The 18,135-nt window shown below is 65.2% G+C and carries 19 protein-coding genes; 10 read left to right on the top strand and 9 right to left on the bottom strand.

The annotated features are described in order from the left end of the window. The first annotated feature begins 66 nt into the window (after positions 1–66). The 6 genes from ACZ52D_RS05470 (at position 67) to ACZ52D_RS05495 (ending at position 6,793) form a co-directional block, all read left to right on the top strand. On the top strand, positions 67–1,611 hold the full coding sequence (locus ACZ52D_RS05470; RefSeq protein ID WP_369924869.1) for a putative bifunctional diguanylate cyclase/phosphodiesterase: 1,545 nt from the start codon (positions 67–69) through the stop codon (positions 1,609–1,611). A 134-nt stretch (positions 1,612–1,745) separates the two neighbouring features. Further along, on the top strand, positions 1,746–3,548 hold the full coding sequence (gene yidC / locus ACZ52D_RS05475; RefSeq protein ID WP_369924860.1) for a membrane protein insertase YidC: 1,803 nt from the start codon (positions 1,746–1,748) through the stop codon (positions 3,546–3,548). Continuing rightward, a complete protein-coding gene (locus tag ACZ52D_RS05480) occupies positions 3,548–4,300 on the top strand; it encodes an MOSC domain-containing protein (RefSeq protein WP_464442808.1) in 753 nt (250 codons plus the stop codon). Before yidC ends, ACZ52D_RS05480 begins: the two co-directional genes overlap by 1 nt. Next, a complete protein-coding gene (yihA, locus tag ACZ52D_RS05485; RefSeq protein ID WP_464442809.1) occupies positions 4,300–4,947 on the top strand; it encodes a ribosome biogenesis GTP-binding protein YihA/YsxC in 648 nt (215 codons plus the stop codon). Before ACZ52D_RS05480 ends, yihA begins: the two co-directional genes overlap by 1 nt. Before the next feature lie 4 nt (positions 4,948–4,951). Next, entirely contained in the window at positions 4,952–5,317 is a 366-nt protein-coding gene (locus tag ACZ52D_RS05490; protein ID WP_464442810.1) for a DUF2946 family protein, read from the top strand. Between the two features lie 72 nt (positions 5,318–5,389). Beyond that, positions 5,390–6,793 carry a PepSY-associated TM helix domain-containing protein gene (locus tag ACZ52D_RS05495; protein WP_464442811.1) on the top strand — a complete coding sequence of 468 codons (1,404 nt, stop codon included), beginning with the start codon at positions 5,390–5,392 and terminating at the stop codon, positions 6,791–6,793. Between the two features lie 48 nt (positions 6,794–6,841). Here ACZ52D_RS05495 and ACZ52D_RS05500 read toward each other — a convergent pair whose 3' ends face one another. Further along, on the bottom strand, positions 6,842–7,570 hold the full coding sequence (locus ACZ52D_RS05500) for an SDR family NAD(P)-dependent oxidoreductase (RefSeq protein ID WP_222456085.1): 729 nt from the start codon (positions 7,568–7,570) through the stop codon (positions 6,842–6,844). A gap of 151 nt (positions 7,571–7,721) precedes the next feature. On the opposite strand from ACZ52D_RS05500, the gene argB reads away from it, so the two are divergent. The 4 genes from argB to ACZ52D_RS05520 all read left to right on the top strand — a co-directional run bounded on the left by argB (position 7,722) and on the right by ACZ52D_RS05520 (position 10,519). After that, on the top strand, positions 7,722–8,582 hold the full coding sequence (argB, locus tag ACZ52D_RS05505; protein ID WP_222456086.1) for an acetylglutamate kinase: 861 nt from the start codon (positions 7,722–7,724) through the stop codon (positions 8,580–8,582). A 206-nt stretch (positions 8,583–8,788) separates the two neighbouring features. Next, positions 8,789–9,469, top strand: coding sequence for a ferredoxin (locus tag ACZ52D_RS05510; protein ID WP_464442812.1), 681 nt, complete (start codon positions 8,789–8,791; stop codon positions 9,467–9,469). Then, the gene (locus ACZ52D_RS05515; protein WP_464442813.1) at positions 9,466–9,963 is read left to right on the top strand and encodes a SixA phosphatase family protein; all 498 of its coding nucleotides are present in this window, start codon (positions 9,466–9,468) and stop codon (positions 9,961–9,963) included. The genes ACZ52D_RS05510 and ACZ52D_RS05515 overlap by 4 nt, the downstream gene beginning before the upstream one ends. A 103-nt stretch (positions 9,964–10,066) precedes the next feature. Then, entirely contained in the window at positions 10,067–10,519 is a 453-nt protein-coding gene (locus ACZ52D_RS05520) for a DUF411 domain-containing protein (RefSeq protein WP_417475948.1), read from the top strand. A 71-nt stretch (positions 10,520–10,590) separates the two neighbouring features. On the opposite strand, the gene ACZ52D_RS05525 is transcribed toward ACZ52D_RS05520, so the two are convergent. The 8 genes from ACZ52D_RS05525 to crcB all read right to left on the bottom strand — a co-directional run bounded on the left by ACZ52D_RS05525 (position 10,591) and on the right by crcB (position 18,134). Further along, positions 10,591–11,382 carry an amino acid ABC transporter ATP-binding protein gene (locus ACZ52D_RS05525; protein ID WP_369924853.1) on the bottom strand — a complete coding sequence of 264 codons (792 nt, stop codon included), beginning with the start codon at positions 11,380–11,382 and terminating at the stop codon, positions 10,591–10,593. 12 nt (positions 11,383–11,394) lie between these two features. Beyond that, complete coding sequence (locus tag ACZ52D_RS05530) at positions 11,395–12,714, bottom strand: amino acid ABC transporter permease (RefSeq protein ID WP_222456090.1); 1,320 nt, start codon at positions 12,712–12,714, stop codon at positions 11,395–11,397. 1 nt (position 12,715) lies between these two features. After that, a complete protein-coding gene (locus ACZ52D_RS05535; RefSeq protein ID WP_417475950.1) occupies positions 12,716–13,963 on the bottom strand; it encodes an amino acid ABC transporter permease in 1,248 nt (415 codons plus the stop codon). Between the two features lie 127 nt (positions 13,964–14,090). Next, positions 14,091–15,107, bottom strand: coding sequence for an amino acid ABC transporter substrate-binding protein (locus ACZ52D_RS05540; protein WP_222456092.1), 1,017 nt, complete (start codon positions 15,105–15,107; stop codon positions 14,091–14,093). A gap of 220 nt (positions 15,108–15,327) precedes the next feature. Then, positions 15,328–16,041, bottom strand: coding sequence for an ATP12 family chaperone protein (locus ACZ52D_RS05545; protein WP_464442814.1), 714 nt, complete (start codon positions 16,039–16,041; stop codon positions 15,328–15,330). A gap of 4 nt (positions 16,042–16,045) precedes the next feature. Then, entirely contained in the window at positions 16,046–16,714 is a 669-nt protein-coding gene (locus ACZ52D_RS05550) for an HAD family hydrolase (RefSeq protein ID WP_464442815.1), read from the bottom strand. Then, a complete protein-coding gene (locus tag ACZ52D_RS05555) occupies positions 16,711–17,757 on the bottom strand; it encodes an RluA family pseudouridine synthase (protein WP_222456095.1) in 1,047 nt (348 codons plus the stop codon). The genes ACZ52D_RS05550 and ACZ52D_RS05555 overlap by 4 nt, the downstream gene beginning before the upstream one ends. Further along, on the bottom strand, positions 17,754–18,134 hold the full coding sequence (crcB, locus tag ACZ52D_RS05560) for a fluoride efflux transporter CrcB (RefSeq protein ID WP_222456096.1): 381 nt from the start codon (positions 18,132–18,134) through the stop codon (positions 17,754–17,756). The genes ACZ52D_RS05555 and crcB overlap by 4 nt, the downstream gene beginning before the upstream one ends. Between the last annotated feature and the right edge of the window lies 1 nt (position 18,135).

The raw sequence follows: 18,135 nt of genomic DNA on the forward strand, positions 1-18,135 counted from the left end.
CTCCCGAGTCAGAACCGCGCCCTAGTCTATGTCCGGAATGACTGGATGCAGACGAAAGGTCTGACGATGATGAACACCGGTTCAGGACTCCTGGCGCGACTGCGAAAGATACTGGCGCCGGCGCTGTTTGGCCCTCCCATGCTGGCCTTTCTGCCGGCGCTGTCGCTGGCAACCTACTGGCTGGGCGGCGAAGTCGCGCTGCTGGCCGTGGCGCTTGGCCTGCCGGTGCTGATCGTCGCAACCGGCGGTTTCGCCCGGTTCGGCGGCAATGGCATGCCGCATGACAGTGTCACCGGCATGGTGCTGCGGGACGGGTTTGAAAAAGCCGCTGAACAGGTGTTCGAGGAATGCGGCGCGTCCAACCTGCGCGCCGCCATCTTCGTGATCGAACTGGATGATTACCGCGCCCTGACCGACCGCCATGGGCAGGAGGCCGGGGACCGCATCATGCAGCACTGCGGCAGCCAGATCACCTCGGTGCTGCGCGAAGGAGACACCGTGGCGCGCATTGGCGACAGCCGGTTCGGTGTCTGCCTGTCGCCGACCCTGCAACTGGATCTGGAGCTGTGCATCCAGCTGGCGGGCCGCATGCAGGCCGCCGCCGAGGAACCGGTGCCGCTGGATGGCACCACCGTCTACCTGAGCTCGTCGATCGGCTTCTGTCAGCGCCACCGCGCACCCGGCAACACGACCACCGACTGGATCAGCGCCGCCACCGCCGCCCTGGCCGAGGCCCGCAGCAACGGCCCCGGCGGCATCCGCGCCTTTTCCACCGATCTGCCGAGCCGTGGCAACACCCGCTCCAACCTGCGCGAGGAAGCTGCCGATGCGCTGGAGGCCGGGCACATCCAGGCCTGGTTCCAGCCGCAGATCTGCACGGACACGGGCCGCATCTCGGGGTTCGAAGCGCTGGCCCGCTGGTCGCACCCGGTGCAGGGGCTGGTGCCGCCCTCCACCTTCCTGCCCGCGCTCGAAGAGGCCGGGCTGATGGACCGGCTGAGCCAGGTGATGCTGTACAACGCGCTGGTCGCGATCAAGGCCTGGGACGAGGCGGGTGTGCATGTGCCCAGCGTCGGCGTCAACTTCGCCACCCAGGAGCTGCGCAACCCCGGACTCGCCGCCCGCGTGAAATGGGAGCTGGAGCGTTTCGACCTGGCCCCGGAACGCCTCTGCGTGGAAATCCTGGAAACGGTGATGACCGACCAGCCCGATGACACCATCACCCGCAACATCACCGCACTCAGCGAGATGGGATGCCGGATCGACCTCGATGACTTCGGCACCGGCCATGCCTCGATCGCCGCGGTGCGCCGCTTCAGCATCTCTCGGATCAAGATCGACCGCTCCTTCGTGATGAAGGCCGATCAGGACCCGGAACAGCAAAAGCTGATCTCCGCAGTGCTCAGCATGGCGGAACGGCTGGACCTGGAAACCCTCGCCGAGGGCGTGGAAACCACCGGCGAACATGCCCTTCTGGCACAGCTCGGCTGCGGTCACGTGCAGGGCTTCGGCATCGGCCGCCCGATGCCCTTCGACCAGACACTTGACTGGATCACCGCCCACCAGGCGAAGCTTCAGGACACGCCCGCGATCGGCCGCCAACGCCCCTGACCGGTCCAATTCTACCGTATTTTATGCCGCGCCGGAGGCTCTGCCGCCCCGGCGCGACGTGATTCTGCTTGACCTTTGCGGCCCACCTCTGTTGAACCCCACCTGTCCTTCCCTACACGAGGTGGCAGTCCCCAATGGACGATCAGAACAAAAATCTAATTCTCGCAACCGCTCTCAGCTTCCTGGTGATCCTCGGCTGGTACACTCTCTTCCCGCCGCCGGAGCCGGAACAGGCGCCGGAGACCGCGATCAGCGAAACCGCCCCCGCGGGCGACATCGCCGCCGCGCCAAGCGCCGGTGCCGACAGCGTCGCGGACGCCTCCACCGCCGAGGCGGAAGCCTCCCAGGCCCCCCGCCTGGAGATCGAAACCCCGCGCATCACCGGCAGCATCTCGCTGCAGGGCGGGCGGATCGACGATCTTGCGCTGAAGGACTACCGCGAGACCCTGGACGAGAATTCGCCGATCGTCACGCTGCTGAAACCGGTTGGTGAAGCGCAGGCCTATTACGCGCTCTATGGCTGGGCACCCGGTGCCGGTCTTTCGGCGAGCGACGTGCCCGGGGCCAACACCCTGTGGTCCGCCCCCGAAGGCGCCACCCTGACGCCGGACAGCCCGGTGACGCTGACCTGGGACAACGGCAAGGGCCTGACCTTCAACCGCACCATCGCGGTCGACAAGGATTACATGTTCTCGGTCACCCAGTCGGTCACCAACGCCTCCGGCGGCACCGTGTCGCTGGCGCCCTATGGCACGCTGGCGCGCCATGGCCTGCCGCAGGATCTGAAGAACTTCTTCATCCTGCACGAGGGTCTCGTCGGCATGGCCGATGGCGAGCTGTCCGAGATCGATTACGACGACATGGAAGATTTCGAGCTGGACCCCCGTGACGGGGCCCGCGCCGAGGTCCGCCAGGTCGCCGAAAACGGCTGGATCGGCTTTACCGACCACTACTGGATGACCACCCTGGTGCCCGCACCGGGTCAGGGGTTCCGCTCGATCGCCAAATTCGACGAACGTCGCGGCATCTACCAGTCCGACATCGTGCTGCCCGCGGTGACCCTGGCCGAGGGCCAGAGCTCCGAGGTGACCACGCAGCTGTTTGCCGGTGCCAAGGAATGGGCCACCATCCGCGAATATGAATCCGCGGGCATCAAGGGCTTCCTCGATGCCATCGACTGGGGCTGGTTCTTCTTCCTGACCAAGCCGATGTTCTGGCTGCTGCACAATCTGAACGTGCTGATCGGCAACATGGGCTGGGCGATCATCGGCCTGACCGTTGTGATCAAGATCCTGGTGTTCCCGCTGGCCTACAAGTCCTACGCCTCGATGGCGAAGATGAAAGAGCTTCAGCCGGAGATGGAGAAGCTCAAGGAACGCGCCGGCGACGACCGCCAGAAGATGCAAAAGGAGATGATGGAGCTCTACAAGAAGGAGAAGGTGAACCCCGCCGCGGGCTGCCTGCCGATCCTGATCCAGATCCCGATCTTCTTCTCGCTCTACAAGGTGATCTTCGTCACGCTGGAACTGCGCCATGCGCCTTTCTTCGGCCCCTTCCAGGACCTCAGCGCGCCGGACCCGACCTCGATCTTCAACCTGTTCGGCCTGCTGCCCTGGGCAGCCCCGGCCCCGGACAGCCTCCTCGCCCTGGTCTTCATCGGCATCCTGCCGATCCTGCTGGGCATCTCGATGTGGCTGCAGCAAAAGCTGAACCCGGCGCCCACCGATCCGACCCAGCAGATGATCTTTGCCTGGATGCCGTGGGTGTTCATGTTCATGCTCGGCGGCTTTGCCTCTGGCCTGGTGGTCTACTGGATTGCCAACAACACGATCACCTTCACCCAGCAGTATCTGATCATGCGGAGCCACGGCTATACGCCGGATGTGTTCGGCAACATCAAGCAAAGCTTCAAGAAGAAGCCCAAGGTGGAGAAGTGATGACCCATCAGGTCACAAGTCTCTGGCGCCACCCGCTCAAATCCCATGGGCGGGAGGCACTGGAAAACGTCACCATGAGCGCCGGGCAGACCATGCCCGGCGACCGTGTTTGGGCGGTTGCCCATGACAGCTCCAAGGCGGACGACACCGCCTGGGTGCCCTGCCAGAATTTTACCCGGGGTGCCAAGGCGCCCCAGCTGATGGCCATCGAGGCCCGGCTGGATGATGTCTCCGGCCAGCTGACCCTGCGCCACCCGGACCGCCCGGAGCTGACCTTCGATCCTGACGCGGCCGAGGACCTGCCGCGCTTTCTGGAGTGGAGCCAGCCGCTGCTGCCCGCCAACCGCGCCGCGTCGGCCCGCATCGTGCGGGTGCCGGGACGCGGCATGACCGACACCGAATTTCCCTCTGTCACCCTGTGCAACCAGGCCTCCCACCGCGCGGTGGAACAGGCGATCGGCCATGATCTGTCGCCGCTGCGCTGGCGCGGCAACATCTGGTTCGACCTCGGCGAAGCCTGGGTCGAGAATACCTGGCTCGGCCGCGAGGTGCAGATCGGCGAGGCCGTCTTTGCGGTGCGCGAGCGGGTCACCCGCTGCCTGGCCACCACCGCCAACCCTGAAACCGGCGAACGCGACGCCGACACGCTCAAGACCCTCAAGGACAATTGGGGCCACCAGGATTTCTCGGTCTATGCCGAGGTGGTGCGCGGCGGCGAAATCCGCCTGGGCGACGCGGTAAAGGTACTGTGATGCAGATGCAATTTTCCCTCGCCGAGGCGCCGGACGACGCCGCCGCCGAAAAGGGCCGCAAGCTCTTTGCCCGCGAGACCGAGTTCCTGAAGGGCGTGGTGGCGATGAACGGCCTGCCCGATGCCGACCGGCTGGAGGTCTGCTTTGCCGGCCGCTCCAACGTCGGCAAATCGAGCCTGATCAACGCGCTGACCGGCACCAAGGGCATCGCGCGCGCGTCCAACACACCGGGGCGCACGCAGGAAATCAACTTCTTTACTCAGGGGCCGGATCTGTATCTGGTTGACCTGCCCGGCTATGGCTATGCCAACGCGCCGCTGAAGGTGGTGGAGCAGTGGCAGAAGCTGCTGAAACGCTACCTGTCGGGTCGCCAGAACCTGCGCCGCGCCTTTGTGCTGATCGACAGCCGCCACGGGGTGAAACCGGTGGACGACGAGATCATGAAGCTGCTGGACACCTCCGCCGTGACCTTCCAATGCGTGCTGACCAAGGCCGACAAGGTCAAGGAAAAGGACCGCGCCAAAGTGCTGGAGCAAGTGAAGGGCGCGCTGGCCAAACACCCCGCCGCCTACCCCGAGATCGTGCTGACCTCGTCTGAGAAAGGCGACGGCATCGCCACGCTGCGGTCGATCATCGCCGGGCTGTAACGGCATGCTCAGCCGCCTGCCTGCCCTGCTGGTTGTGATCGCCCTGGCCGTGGCCGGGCTGATCCCGACCGGCTGGATGCCGGGCAACACGACCCACGGCAAGGTACTGCTGGTGATCTGTACCGGCCACGGGCCGGTGGAAACCTGGGTCGATCTGGACAGCGGCGAGCCCCATGCGCCCGCCGACCAGATGGAAGACCGCAGCTGCCCCTTTGCCGCCATCGGCGCAACGGCCCTGCTGCCGGACAGCCAGATCTCACTTGAACTGGATGCGCCGCTTGGCAGCCGCTGGGCGCGCGAGGCCTTCACCCATCACAGCGCCGGGTTCCACTGGCGCTACGACGCCCGCGGCCCGCCCGCACTCTCCTGACTTCGCAGAACACTCCCTGATTTTCCAGCCGGCAGCCCGCTGCCCGGCCCTGTTCCGATATGGAGAGCCCCAATGGCGACCAGCCAAACGCAATCCGCGCCCTCCGCGCGCCCGCTGTCCGAGAAATTCTACTTCGCCGCCTGGCGCTGGCATTTCTATGCCGGGCTATACGTGATCCCCTTCCTCATCGTGCTGGCCGTCACGGGCCTGATCATGATGTACATCGCCCTGTTTGACGGCCGTGACGGCGAATATGTGACCATTCCGCAGGGCGAGACCGCCCTGCCCATCGCAGCCCAGACACAGGCTGCGCTGGACCATCTGCCGGGGGCCGCACTGGTGGAATGGATCGGCCCCAAGGCCGATGACCGCGCCGCCGTAGTCCGCGTCGCGGTCGAAGACGGCCAGCGCATGGTCGCGGTCGATCCCTACACGGCTGAGGTGGTCGAGGTCTGGGACCGACGCGCGGGCTGGTATGACGTCCTGACCGACATCCACGGCACCCTGCTGCTCGGTGATCTCGGCGATCGGCTGATCGAGATTGCCGCCGGGCTTGGCATCGTGCTGGTGCTGACCGGTCTCTACCTGTGGTGGCCGCGCGGCAGGTCCGCCTCCGCGTTTGTCCCCAACCTCGCCGCCCGCGGCCGCGCCCTGTGGAAGAGCCTGCATGCGGTCACCGGCGTCTACATCTCTCTGCTGCTGGTGGTGTTTCTGGTCTCCGGCCTCGCCTGGTCAGGCTTCTGGGGCGAGCGCTTCGTGCAGGCCTGGTCCAGCTTCCCGGCGCAGAAGTGGGAGGCGGTGCCGCTGTCCGACAGCACCCACGCCGGGCATATGAACCACGGCGCGACCAAGGACGTGCCCTGGGCGCTGGAGCAGACCCTGATGCCCGAATCCGGCTCTGACGCGGGCCTCTCAGGCCTGCCGCAGGGCACCCCGGTCAACGGCGATACGGTGGCGGCACTGGCCCGCGCGCTGGGATACGACGGTCGCTTTCGCATCGTCTTCCCGCGCAATGACAGCGGGGTGTTCACCATCAATCAGGACAGCATGAGCAACGACAGCCACTGCCCCACCTGCGACCGCACCGTGCATGTCGACCAGTTCACCGGCAAGATCCTCGGCGACGTGAAATTCGCCGACTATTCGCTGGCGGGCAAATCCATGGCCGTCGGTATCGCCTTTCACGAAGGCGATCTGGGGCTGTGGAACGTGGTTCTGAACACGGTCTTCTGCCTTGCGGTGATCTTCACCTGCGTCTCGGGCGTGGTGATGTGGCTGAAGCGCCGCCCCGCCGGTGCGGCCCGCCTGGCCGCACCGCCGCAGCCCGCGGAGCTGCCGTTCTGGAAAGGCGCGGTGCTGATCGGGGCGCTGGTCTCGCTGGCCTTCCCGCTGACCGGGCTGGTGCTGCTGGCAGTGCTGGCGTTCGATGTGCTGCTGCTGGGCAATATCCCGGCGCTGAAACGCGCGGTCAGCTGACCCTGAACAGGCGCTGCCCGGCCTGTCGGCCGGGCGGTTTCCCAGCACTCAGACGTGCTGCGCGCCGTTCACCTCGATCTCGGCGCCGGAGATATACGAGCTGCCTTCCGAGCACAGGAAATAGATGGCCGAGGCCACCTCCTCGGGCTGGCCCAGCCGCTGCATCGGCAGTTTCTCGACGATCTTCTCGGTGCCGGGCGACAGGATCGCGGTCTCGACCTCGCCCGGGGCAATGGCGTTCACCCGCACCCCCATCGGGCCGAAATCATGCGCCATCTCCCGCGTCAGCGCCGCCAGCGCCGCCTTAGAGGTGGCATAGGCCGCCCCGGCAAAGGGATGCACCCGGCTGCCCGCGATCGAGGTCACGTTGACCACCGACCCCTTGGCCGCGGCCAGTTCATCCTTCAGCCCCCGCGCCAGCACCACCGAGGCAAAGAAGTTCACGTGGAAGACCTTGCCCCAATCCATCAGGTCGGTGTTCAGGGTGTTCAACCGCTCGCCATTGGGGCCTTTGGGCGAGATGCCTGCATTGTTGACGAGCGCATCCAGCTTGCCGTCCAGCAGCTCCTGGATCTGCCCCACCGCATTGATGGTGTCCGAGGGGTCCGACAGATCCAGTTGCACGTGATTCTCCCGGCCACCGCCCCAGGGGCATTCCTGCGGGAAGGGCTGGCGTGAACAGGTGATGACCCGCCAGCCTTCGGCGTTGAAGCGGCGCACCGTGGCATGGCCAATGCCGCGGCTGGCTCCGGTCAGCAGCAATGTTTTCTGACGCATCAGATGGTCCTCATCGACGATTGCGCCCCGACCCTATCACCGGCACCGGCGGTGGCAATGGCCCGCGTGAAAAGCGCCCCGCGACGCAGGCAATGCTTGGCAGCGACGACGGAACCGCCTAAACCCGTGACACCTAGGGATGATGACAGCGATGAAGACACAGAACATGAACCGCGACTGGATTGCCACTGCCGAGACCCTTTCAAGCGCGCTGCCCTACCTGCAGCGCTATGACGGGGCGATCGTCGTCATCAAGCTGGGCGGCCACGCCATGGGCAGCGACGAGGCGATGGAGACCTTTGCCCGCGACATCGTGCTGATGCGGCAGGTCGGGGTGAACCCGGTGATCGTGCATGGCGGCGGGCCGATGATCAACGCCATGCTGGACAAGCTGGACATCCAGTCGGAGTTCGTGAACGGCAAGCGCGTGACCGATGCCGCAACCATGGAAGTGGTCGAGATGGTGCTCTCCGGCGTCGTCAACAAGCGCATCGTGCAGGCGATCAACGCTCAGGGCGGCCGCGCCGTGGGCCTGTCGGGCAAGGACGCCAACCTGATCACCTGCGATCAGGCCAACCCCGATCTCGGCTTTGTCGGCGCCCCGGCTGAGATGGATCCAAAGGTGCTTTATGGCCTGTTCGAAAAGGACATGATCCCGGTCATTGCCCCGATCGGCGCAGGCCGCGCGGGCGAAACCTTCAACATCAACGGCGACACCGCCGCCGGAGCCATCGCCAAGGCGCTCAAGGCTGACCGGCTGCTGCTGCTGACCGATGTGGCGGGCGTCAAGAACGCGAACGGCGACGTGCTGACCGAACTGAAAGCCTCGGACGTCGAGGAAATGACCGCCAGCGGCGTCATCGCCGGGGGCATGATTCCCAAGACCGAAACCGCGCTGGACGCGGTGCGCAACGGCGTGCGCGCCTGTACCATCGTTGATGGCCGGGTGCAGAACGCGGTGCTGCTGGAACTGTTCACCGACCACGGCGCGGGCTCGATGATCCGGGCCTGAGCCCCAGACTGATGACACCTCCCCCCTGCGCCCCCGGCGCAGGGCTGGCATTTGCGCAGATGCGGCCCTGCCCCGCTGGCGCAGGCCATTCCCCCCGCGAGACTATTCGCAACAAAACGGCCGCTGACGCACTGCCGCAGGGCGTTTTTGCGTTCCGGCCTCGGACCCGACGCTGCTAGGCTGCCGAAAACAATCCGGAGCCAGCCGTGACGTCCGCCCCCCAAACCGACCTTTATGTGCGCGTTGACCGTGCTGCCGCCGCCGCCGGGCTGGAGATCTATGGCGCGCTGCACCCGGGCCATCCGCCGGTCAAGGGGCTGCGCGATGGCACCTTGGTGCTGCTGGGGACGGGCGCGGCCTTCTGGCCGCTCTTCACAGCCAGCCCCGAACACCAGGATGGCCGCCCCGATCCGATCGACCGCTGGTCCGAGCGGGTGGTGGGCGGCATGGCCTGCGCGCTGGGGGCACGGGCCTATTACCCCTTTGGCGGGCCGCCCTATCAGCCCTTCGTCGACTGGGCCCTGGCCTCCGGGCGCAGTTTCACATCGCCGTCACAGATGCTGGTGCATGATCGGGTCGGACTGCTGATTTCCTTGCGCGGAGCCCTGCATTTCAACCAGAAGTTTGACATACCCCCCCCGCCGCTGGCAGAGTCACCCTGCCACAGCTGCCCGATGCGCCCCTGTCTTTCGGCCTGCCCCGCCGGGGCGCTGTCCGATAGCGAGCGCTATGATCTGGTGGCCTGCCACGACCACCTTGCCACCGCCGCGGGCTCCGCTTGCATGACCGGCGGCTGCCTTGCCCGGCTGGCCTGCCCGCTCAGCCGTGGGGCAGGCCGCGATCCCGCCCAAACCGCCCATCACATGAGGCATTTTCATCACCCATGACCCGCACCCTGATCCTGACCCGCCACGCAAAATCCGCCTGGGACACCAATGTCCCCAGCGACCACGCCCGCCCGCTGAACAAACGCGGCCGCCGCTCGGCTCCCGCAATCGGCGCCTGGCTGCGCGACAATGGCTATCTGCCCGGGCAGGTGATCTCTTCCTCCGCGCAACGCACCCGCGAAACCTGGGAGCTGATGGGGCTCGAGGCACAGGCTGCCTTCACCGAGCGGCTGTACCACGGCAATTCCGACATCATGTTCCAGCTGCTGCAGCAGGCGGAACATCCCTGCGTGATGATGATTGGCCACAATCCCGGCATCGCCGCCTTTGCCCATTCCATCGTCCGCCACCCGCCGGATCACTCGCGGTTCGACGACTACCCCACCGGCGCGACCCTGGTTGCCCGCTTCAATACGGATCGCTGGCAGGATATTTCCTGGAGCAGCGCCAAGGTGGTGGATTTCTGCGTCCCGCGCGAGTTGCTGGGCGAGTGATCCGCGGCATCCCGCCGCATCCCGCGCAGGAAGGTTCTGGCAGCGGTCGGTATCGCTTCCTAGGTATGCGTCAAAGACTGTCGTTTTGAACCAGGAGCCCGCCATGAACCGCCGTTCCCTGCTGCTGGCCGCAGCCGCCCTGCCCTTTGCCCGCCTGCCGGTCGCCGCCGCATCACAGCCAACCATCCGCGTCATGAAATCGCCCACCTGCGGCTGCTGCACCGCCTGGGCCGAGCGTCTCGCCGATGCCGGGTTCCAGACCGAGGTCACCGATGTACCTGACACACAGCTGTGGGCGATGAAGGAAAAACTGGGCATCACCGAAGAGCTGGCCTCCTGCCACACCGCGATGGCCGACGCCTATGTGATCGAGGGCCACGTGCCGCCTGCCGATATCCAGCGGCTGCTGGCCGAACGCCCCGATGCCCTGGGGCTGACCGTGCCCGGCATGCCGATCGGCTCGCCGGGGATGGAGATGGGCGACGAGCGCGAAGCCTTCGACACCCTGCTGATCCGCGCCGACGGCAGCACCGAGGTCTTTGCCAGCCACGGCTGAGCCGCAGCACGCGCAAACAAAAAAGGCCGGGCGCTTTGCCCGGCCTTTTGTTTGGTTTCTGCAACCCCGGTTCAGTGACCCAGGATCTGGCTGAGGAACAGCTTGGTCCGGTCGCTCTTGGGGTTGTTGAAGAACTCCTCGGGCTCGTTCTGCTCCACGATCTGGCCCGCATCCATGAAGATCACCCGGTTCGCCACCTGGCGGGCAAAGCCCATCTCGTGGGTCACGCAGAGCATGGTCATGCCTTCCTCGGCCAGTTCGATCATGGTGTCGAGCACCTCCTTGATCATCTCCGGGTCGAGCGCCGATGTGGGTTCATCGAACAGCATGATGCGCGGCATCATGCACAGGCTGCGCGCGATCGCCACACGCTGCTGCTGGCCGCCCGACAGCATGCCGGGGTACTTGTGCGCCTGCTCGGGGATCTTGACCTTCTCGAGGAAGTGCATCGCCCGCTCTTCGGCCTCTTTCTTGGGCGTCTTGCGCACCCAGATCGGCGCCAGCGTGCAGTTCTCCAGGATGGTCAGATGCGGGAACAGGTTGAAGTGCTGGAACACCATCCCGACCTCGGACCGGATCTTGTCGATGTTCTTGAGGTCGTTGGACAGTTCGGTGCCGTCCACCACGATCTTGCCCTGCTGGTGTTCCTCCAGCGCGTTGAGGCAGCGGATCAGGGTGGATTTGCCGGACCCCGACGGCCCCGCGATCACGATCCGCTCGCCCTGGTTGACGGTCAGATTGATGTCGCGCAGCACGTGGAAGGAGCCGTACCACTTGTTCATGTTGGTGATTTCAATGGCAACCTTGTCGCTCACCTGCATCTTGGAGCGGTCGATTGCGCGGTCGGTCATAAGTTCAGACATATGTTGAACTCCTTAACGGTGGTCCGTCTTGAGGCGACGCTCAAGATACATGGAATAACGGGACATGGAGAAGCAGACGACGAAGAACAGCGCCGCGATGAACGCGAAGAGTTCCCAGTAGATGCCATTCCAGGCTGTGTCTGCGCGGATCGCACTGGCCAGGCCGATGACATCGAACAGGCCGATGATCGACACCAGCGTGGTATCCTTGAAAATCCCGATGAAGGTGCTGACGATGCCCGGAATGGAGATCTTCAGCGCCTGCGGCATGATGATCAGCCGCTGCGCCTGCCAGTAGTTGAGGCCAAGGCTGTCAGCCCCCTCGTACTGGCCCCTGGGCAGGGCTGCCAGACCACCGCGGATCACCTCGGCCATATAGGCGGCGGAGAACAGGGTCATCATGATCATCACCCGCAGGATGATGTCAAAATTGGTCCCCGGCGGCAGGAAGATGTTCAGCAGCAGCGAGGCCACGAACAGCAGGGTGATCAGCGGCACGCCGCGCACGAATTCGATGAAGCCGACGCAGATGTACTTGACGATGATCAGGTCGGACTGACGCCCCAGCGCCAGCACCACCCCGATCGGCAGCGAGACACCGATGGCCACGACCCCCAGCATGATCGCCAGCATGAAGCCGCCGAACTGGCGGCTCTGGACCGCCTCGATGCCGATGGGCAGGGCCGAGGACAGGGCATCCGTCACCGGACCGGCCAGCACGAACCACCAGATCACCGCGGCCACGACACCTGCGATCATCGCGCCCAGCTCACCCAGTTTTTCGGAGCCGTGCTTGATGATGAGATAGCCGATGACAAAGCCGAGCGCGGCGCTCAGCGGACCCCAGATGGTGCCACCCCACATCAGGAAGGGCATCAGGAAGGGGTAGGCTGCGGTCAGGATCAGCATCTTGGAGGAAACCCGGTCGGAGAACAGCACCGGGCTCAGCGCCGCCAGCAGCAGCACCAGCGCCAGGATCGGCCGCCAGTACAGATGCGGCGGGTAGAAGCCGAACAGCAGCTGCAGCCAGCGCTCCTTGATCACACCCCAGCAGGCGTGGCCATGGGTCGAGCCCCAGGTTTCCATCATGATCTCGCGGCATTCGGTCAGCGAATCCGCGTTCCACACCGACTGGAAGATCCAGGGCAGCACCCCGGCCAGCACGTAGTAGATCGCCGCCACCGCCAGCAAGGTCATGCCGGTGTTCACCCAGGTGGAGAACAGGTTGTGACGCATCCAGCCGATCGGTCCCACTTCGGATGCGGGAGGCGCCTGCTCGGGCAGCATGGTGTCGCGCACATAGGCGACGGTATGGGCATGTGTACCGCTCATCTCAGCGCTCCTTCAGCTTCACGGCTTCGTTGTACCAGTTCATCACCGCCGAGATGGTCAGCGAGATGGCCAGGTAGACCAGCATCAGCATCAGCACGCACTCCAGCTCGCGACCGGTCTGGTTCATGGTGATACCGCCAAGGGTGCCGGTGATGTCCATGTAACCCACGGCAATCGCCAGCGAGGAGTTCTTGGTCAGGTTCAGATAGTTGGAGATCAGCGGCGGGATGATCACCCGCAGCGCCTGCGGCAGGATCACCAGCGACATGGTCTTGTTGGGACGCAGGCCCAGGGCCGATGCGGCCTCGGTCTGGCCCTTGGAGATCGCCAGGATCCCCGCCCGCACGATTTCCGCAATGAAGGCAGCCGTGTAGAGCGACAGCGCCAGCCACAAGGCCAGCAGCGAGTTGCGCAGATGGGTACCGCCCTGGAAGTTGAAGCCCTTCAGCTCGGGGTAGCCGAGGTGGAAGCCCAGCGCGATCAGCAGGCTCAGCAGCGGCAGGATCAGCACCGCGGCGCGGGTGTGCCAGGTGCGCGGGCGCACGCCGGTGGCCTCCTGGATGCGGTCCGCGCGCTGGCGGATCTTGATCGAGGCAAAGATGCTGAGGCCGAGCACCACCAGAATGGCAATCAGGTCCAGCGAGATATCAAAACGCAGGCTGGAGCTGCCGAAAAGGTGCACATCGCCCAGGGAGCGCGAGAACAGCGGTTCCGGCAGGTAGGTGCCGCGGTTGGTCACCACCACGGCGCCGGTCTCGACGCCCCGGTAGACCTTGGGGTGCGGCGTGGATTCGGTGACGATGGCAAAGATCAGCACGATCCACAGCAGCACCGGGATGTTGCGGAACATCTCGACGTAGACGGTCATGATCCGCGCCACCAGCCAGTTCGACGACAGCCGCAGCACGCCGACCAGCACCCCGACGATGGTCGCGGCGACACAGCCCATGAAGGCGATCACAAGCGTGTTCAGCAGGCCCAGGAAGGCCGCGCGCAGGTGGGTGTCCTGGTTGTCGTAATCCAGCAGTCGCTGGTTGATATCGTAGCCTGCAGTCTCGCCCAGGAACCCGAAGGAGACGGGTTTGCCCAGCGTATTGAGGTTGATGATGGTGTTGTTGATGAGCCAGGCGGCCAGAAGCATGAACCCGAACATCGCGATGACCTGGATGGTGGCCGAGCGATACCGGGTATCATAAAGGAGCATGGACAGCCGGAACTGCTCCTTTGGAGGGTCAGTGAGCGTTGACATATATGTGATCCCCTGGGCTCCGGTTTTCTGTCCTGGCGGCGTTGGTCGCCGCTCCGCAGCTGGCCGGAGCTTATGCAAAGATAGGAAAAGGGCGCAGGCTTAACCTGCGCCCCTCCCGATGGTGTGATTAGCGGAACGGCGGTGCGTACAGCAGGCCACCTTCGGTCCACTGTGCGTTCAGACCACGCGCCAGACCAATCGGGGTGTCCTCACCGATGTTCTTGGCGAAGATCTCACCGTAGTTGCCGCCAGCCGCGATGGCGTTTTTCGCCCAGTCAGCCGACAGGCCCAGCATTTCGCCCAGGGTGCCTTCGGTGCCCAGCAGACGGTTGATTTCCGGGTTGTCGGTACCTGCGGCCATGTCGTTCAGGTTGGCCGAGGTGATGCCCAGCTCTTCGGCTGCGATCAGCGCGTTCAGGGACCAGCGCACCACGTCGCCCCACTCGTTGTCACCGTGGCGGACCAGCGGGCCCAGCGGTTCTTTCGAGATGATTTCCGGCAGCAGCACATGCGCCGACGGATCGTCGAAGGTGGCGCGGGTGGCCGCCAGGCCGGAGGCGTCGGTGGTGTAGACGTCACAGGCACCTGCCAGGTACTGCTGCTGCGCCTCGGCGTTGGTTTCGATCGGCACCGGCTCGTAGGAGATGTTGTTGGAGCGGAAGAAGTCCGCCAGGTTCAGCTCGGTGGTGGTGCCGGTCTGGATACACACGGTGGCGCCATCCAGTTCCTTGGCCGAGGACACGCCCAGCTCTTTCGGAACCATGAAACCCTGGCCGTCATAGTAGTTGATGCCGGTGAATTCGAACTTCAGGTCGACGTCGCGGCTGAAGGTCCAGGTGGTGTTGCGGGCCAGCATGTCGATCTCGCCCGACGCCAGCGCGGTGAAGCGGGTCTTGCCGGTGGTCGGCACGAATTCCACCGCGGTGGAGTCGCCCAGCACGGCCGCAGCAACGGCACGGCACACGGCCACGTCGAAACCTTCCCATTCGCCGTTCGCATTCGGAGCCGCAAAACCGACCAGACCGGTGGTGACGCCGCAGTTCAGCTTGCCGCGCGCCTTCACGTCGTCCAGCGTGCCGGCAGATGCCGCGCCAGCCGCAAGACCGGCGAAGGTCATTGCGCCCAAAATAACGGATTTTTTCATATTTACCTCTTCCTGATGGCCCGCCATTCGGCGGTTCTTATTATCCGGCGATCCCCCGCCGGAAATGAGACTGAAGAAGGGTTTACCCCCAATTCATGCCCGAGTGTGGGCGCATTCATCAGCAAACGTCAAGGGTCGTATCAGGAAATTCGATGCGCGGATTGCGCACAAACCCCGGCCAAGCAAAATACTTTCGCCGCGACCGGGGTTCGGGTAATTTTCAGCGCTCCGTGGAGAGGTCAAAGAAACGTTTGGCATGCAGGAATTCCTGCCGCTTGACGGCGGCGACGGCCTGCGCCTCCTCATCCACGCCCCATTGCTCTTCCTGCCAGCGTTCATCGAGCCGCGACAGCTGCCAGATGTCCTCGGCATCGCGCCAGTCCAATGCCGCCGCGAACCCTAGAATCAAGGACCCGGAGATGCCCACCAGGTCATGAAACGCGGCCAGCTGGAACGGGCTCAACGCCTCCACCTGCTGCGCCAGACATGCCAGCGCCGACGCCTCCTGCGGCTGATGCAGGATGCCGCTGCGCGGTGCCAGACGGGCGCCCAGCGCGGTTTCGGCCCAGTCCAGGGCCGGATCCCATGCCTCGGCCTGGCGCGCGGCCAGCTCGGCCGGCGAGTCCGCGCGATAGCACAGCAAATCGGTGTCACCGTATTCCGCCAGTATCGTGGCGACTTCGCTGTGCTGATGTGTCACCTTGTCGATCGCCGCATTTGCCGACCGGGTGCAGGGCATGCTGCCCGGGTCGACTGATTCGCTCTGGGCGTCCCACTCCGCGGCAATGGCCTCAGCCATGGCGCGGGTCGGCACCGTCAGCGCAGCCTTTGCCGGGGTCTTCACCCGGCGGCCGTCCAGCTCCACCGCAAAGCCATCGTCGCATTGCGCCACTGCCACTGCCTTCCAGAACCGTTTCTGTGCCCAGCCGCTCATGTGCCTATTCCTTCCAGATCTCTGCCAGCAGCGGGCGCAGCTCCGCGAAGTCGCGGATCAGGTAGTCGGCGCCCAGTGTGGCTGCGTCGTGATAGCCCCAGGGCACGGCGATGGTCGTGACCCCCGCGGCGCGCCCCATTTCAATGTCAAACCTCGTGTCGCCGATCATCACGGTGCTGTCCGGATCGGCCCCGGTCTCTGCCATCGCCGTCAGGATCATCGACGGATGCGGTTTCGACGGATGATGGTCCGCCACCTGCCGGGTCACGAAACAGTTCAGCCCATGCGCGTCGATCAGGGCATCCAGCCCGCGCTGTGACTTGCCGGTGGCCACGCCGAGCAGGTATTCCGGCACCTCGTGCAGCTGCGCCAGCGCCTCGCGCGCACCGGGATACAGCGGCGAATGCGCCGCGCCCGCCGCCTCTCGCGACAGCATGTAGGAGGACTTGTAGCCCTCCACCAGCGCCTCGATCGTGGCATCGTCATGATTCGGCGCCAGCTCCCGCATCGCCAACGGCAGCGACAGCCCGACGATGGACAGGATCGCCTCGCGCGGGGGCACGTCCAGGCCCGCGCCTTCGAACGCCTCCGCCATCGCACCGGTGATCGCGCCCTGGCTGTCGGCCAGGGTGCCATCGACGTCAAACAGGATCAGCCGCAGCGGTTTGCTCACTTCAGATCCTCGAACGGGTCGTCCGCCGCCAGGTCCTCGGTCCAGCCAAAGGTCTCCCAGCTTTCCTTCATATGGTCGGGCAAGGGCGCCACCACCGACACCGGCTTGCGGGTGACCGGGTGCTCGAACACCATCCGGCGCGCGTGCAGGTGCAGCTTCTTCGAGATCACCCCGCCGATCTGCGCGCCCCAGCCGTCGCCCAGGTTCTCCTGCCCCGAGCCGCCGTATTTGCCATCGCCGGCAATGGGATGGCCCATGCCGGACATATGCGCGCGCAGCTGGTGGGTGCGGCCGGTAATCGGCTCCATCGCCACCCAGGCAGCGCGGGAGGCAACCCGGTAAAGCGTGGCATACAGCGTATGTGCGCGCTTGGCACCCGGCGTGTCGTCGATGTCGCGCGGATGCACGTTGATCATCTTCTCGCCCTCACCGGACCGGCCATGCCCCGGCGCCTTCACCAGCCCGTTCTTGATCTCGCCAAGGTACGGCGTCGGCACGCCGGCCACCAGTGCCCAGTAGATCTTGCGGGTGTTCTTGTGCCGGAACGCGGCGGTCAGCGCCTGTGCGGCCTTGCGGTTGCGCGCCAGCACCAGCACGCCCGAAGTGTCCTTGTCGATCCGGTGCACCAGCTTGGGCTTGTCCTCCAGCCCGAACTTCAGCGCCTCGGCCAGGCCATCCACGTGCTTGGTGGTGCCGGAGCCGCCCTGCACCGCCAGCCCCGCGGGCTTGTTCAAGACGATCACGTCGTCGTCGCGGTAGATCACGCAGTCGCGGATCATCTTCGCGTCGGCGTCGGAAATCCGCATCTCGCGCGGGGCAGCCGGTTTCAGGTCACTCTCCGCCAGCGGCGGCACCCGCACCACCTGTCCCGCCTCGACGCGGGTATTGGCCTTGACCCGACCGCCATCCAGCCGCAGCTCGCCCTTGCGGCACATCTTCTCGATGCGGCCCTGGTTCACATGCGGGAACAGCCGCCGCAGCCAGCGGTCGATGCGCTGGCCGCTGTCGTCTTCGCTGACGGTAATCATCTGAACGCCGCTCATGCGAACACTCCCCTTGCGGCCCACAGGCCGAAAAACAGCCCGCCGACCGACAGGCCCACGGACAAAGCTACATACAGCGCGGCCTGCCCGAAGGCGCCGCGCTCGATCAGGTTGGCGGTCTCCAGCGAGAACGCCGAGAAGGTGGTGAACCCGCCCAGGATCCCGGTCATCACCAACGGGCTGAGCCAGGTCAGGTCCCGCAGCGCCGCCGCCACCACGAACACCCCCATCAGGAAGGAGCCGAGGATATTGACCGTCAGCACCGCCACCGGGAAATCATGGTGCCCCAGCAGCCGGATGATGCCCAAGCCCGCCAGATACCGGCACACTGCGCCGACCGCGCCACCAAGCGCCACCATGGAAACCGAAGAAATCATC

The sequence above is a fragment of the Leisingera sp. S2M4 genome (assembly GCF_055398055.1).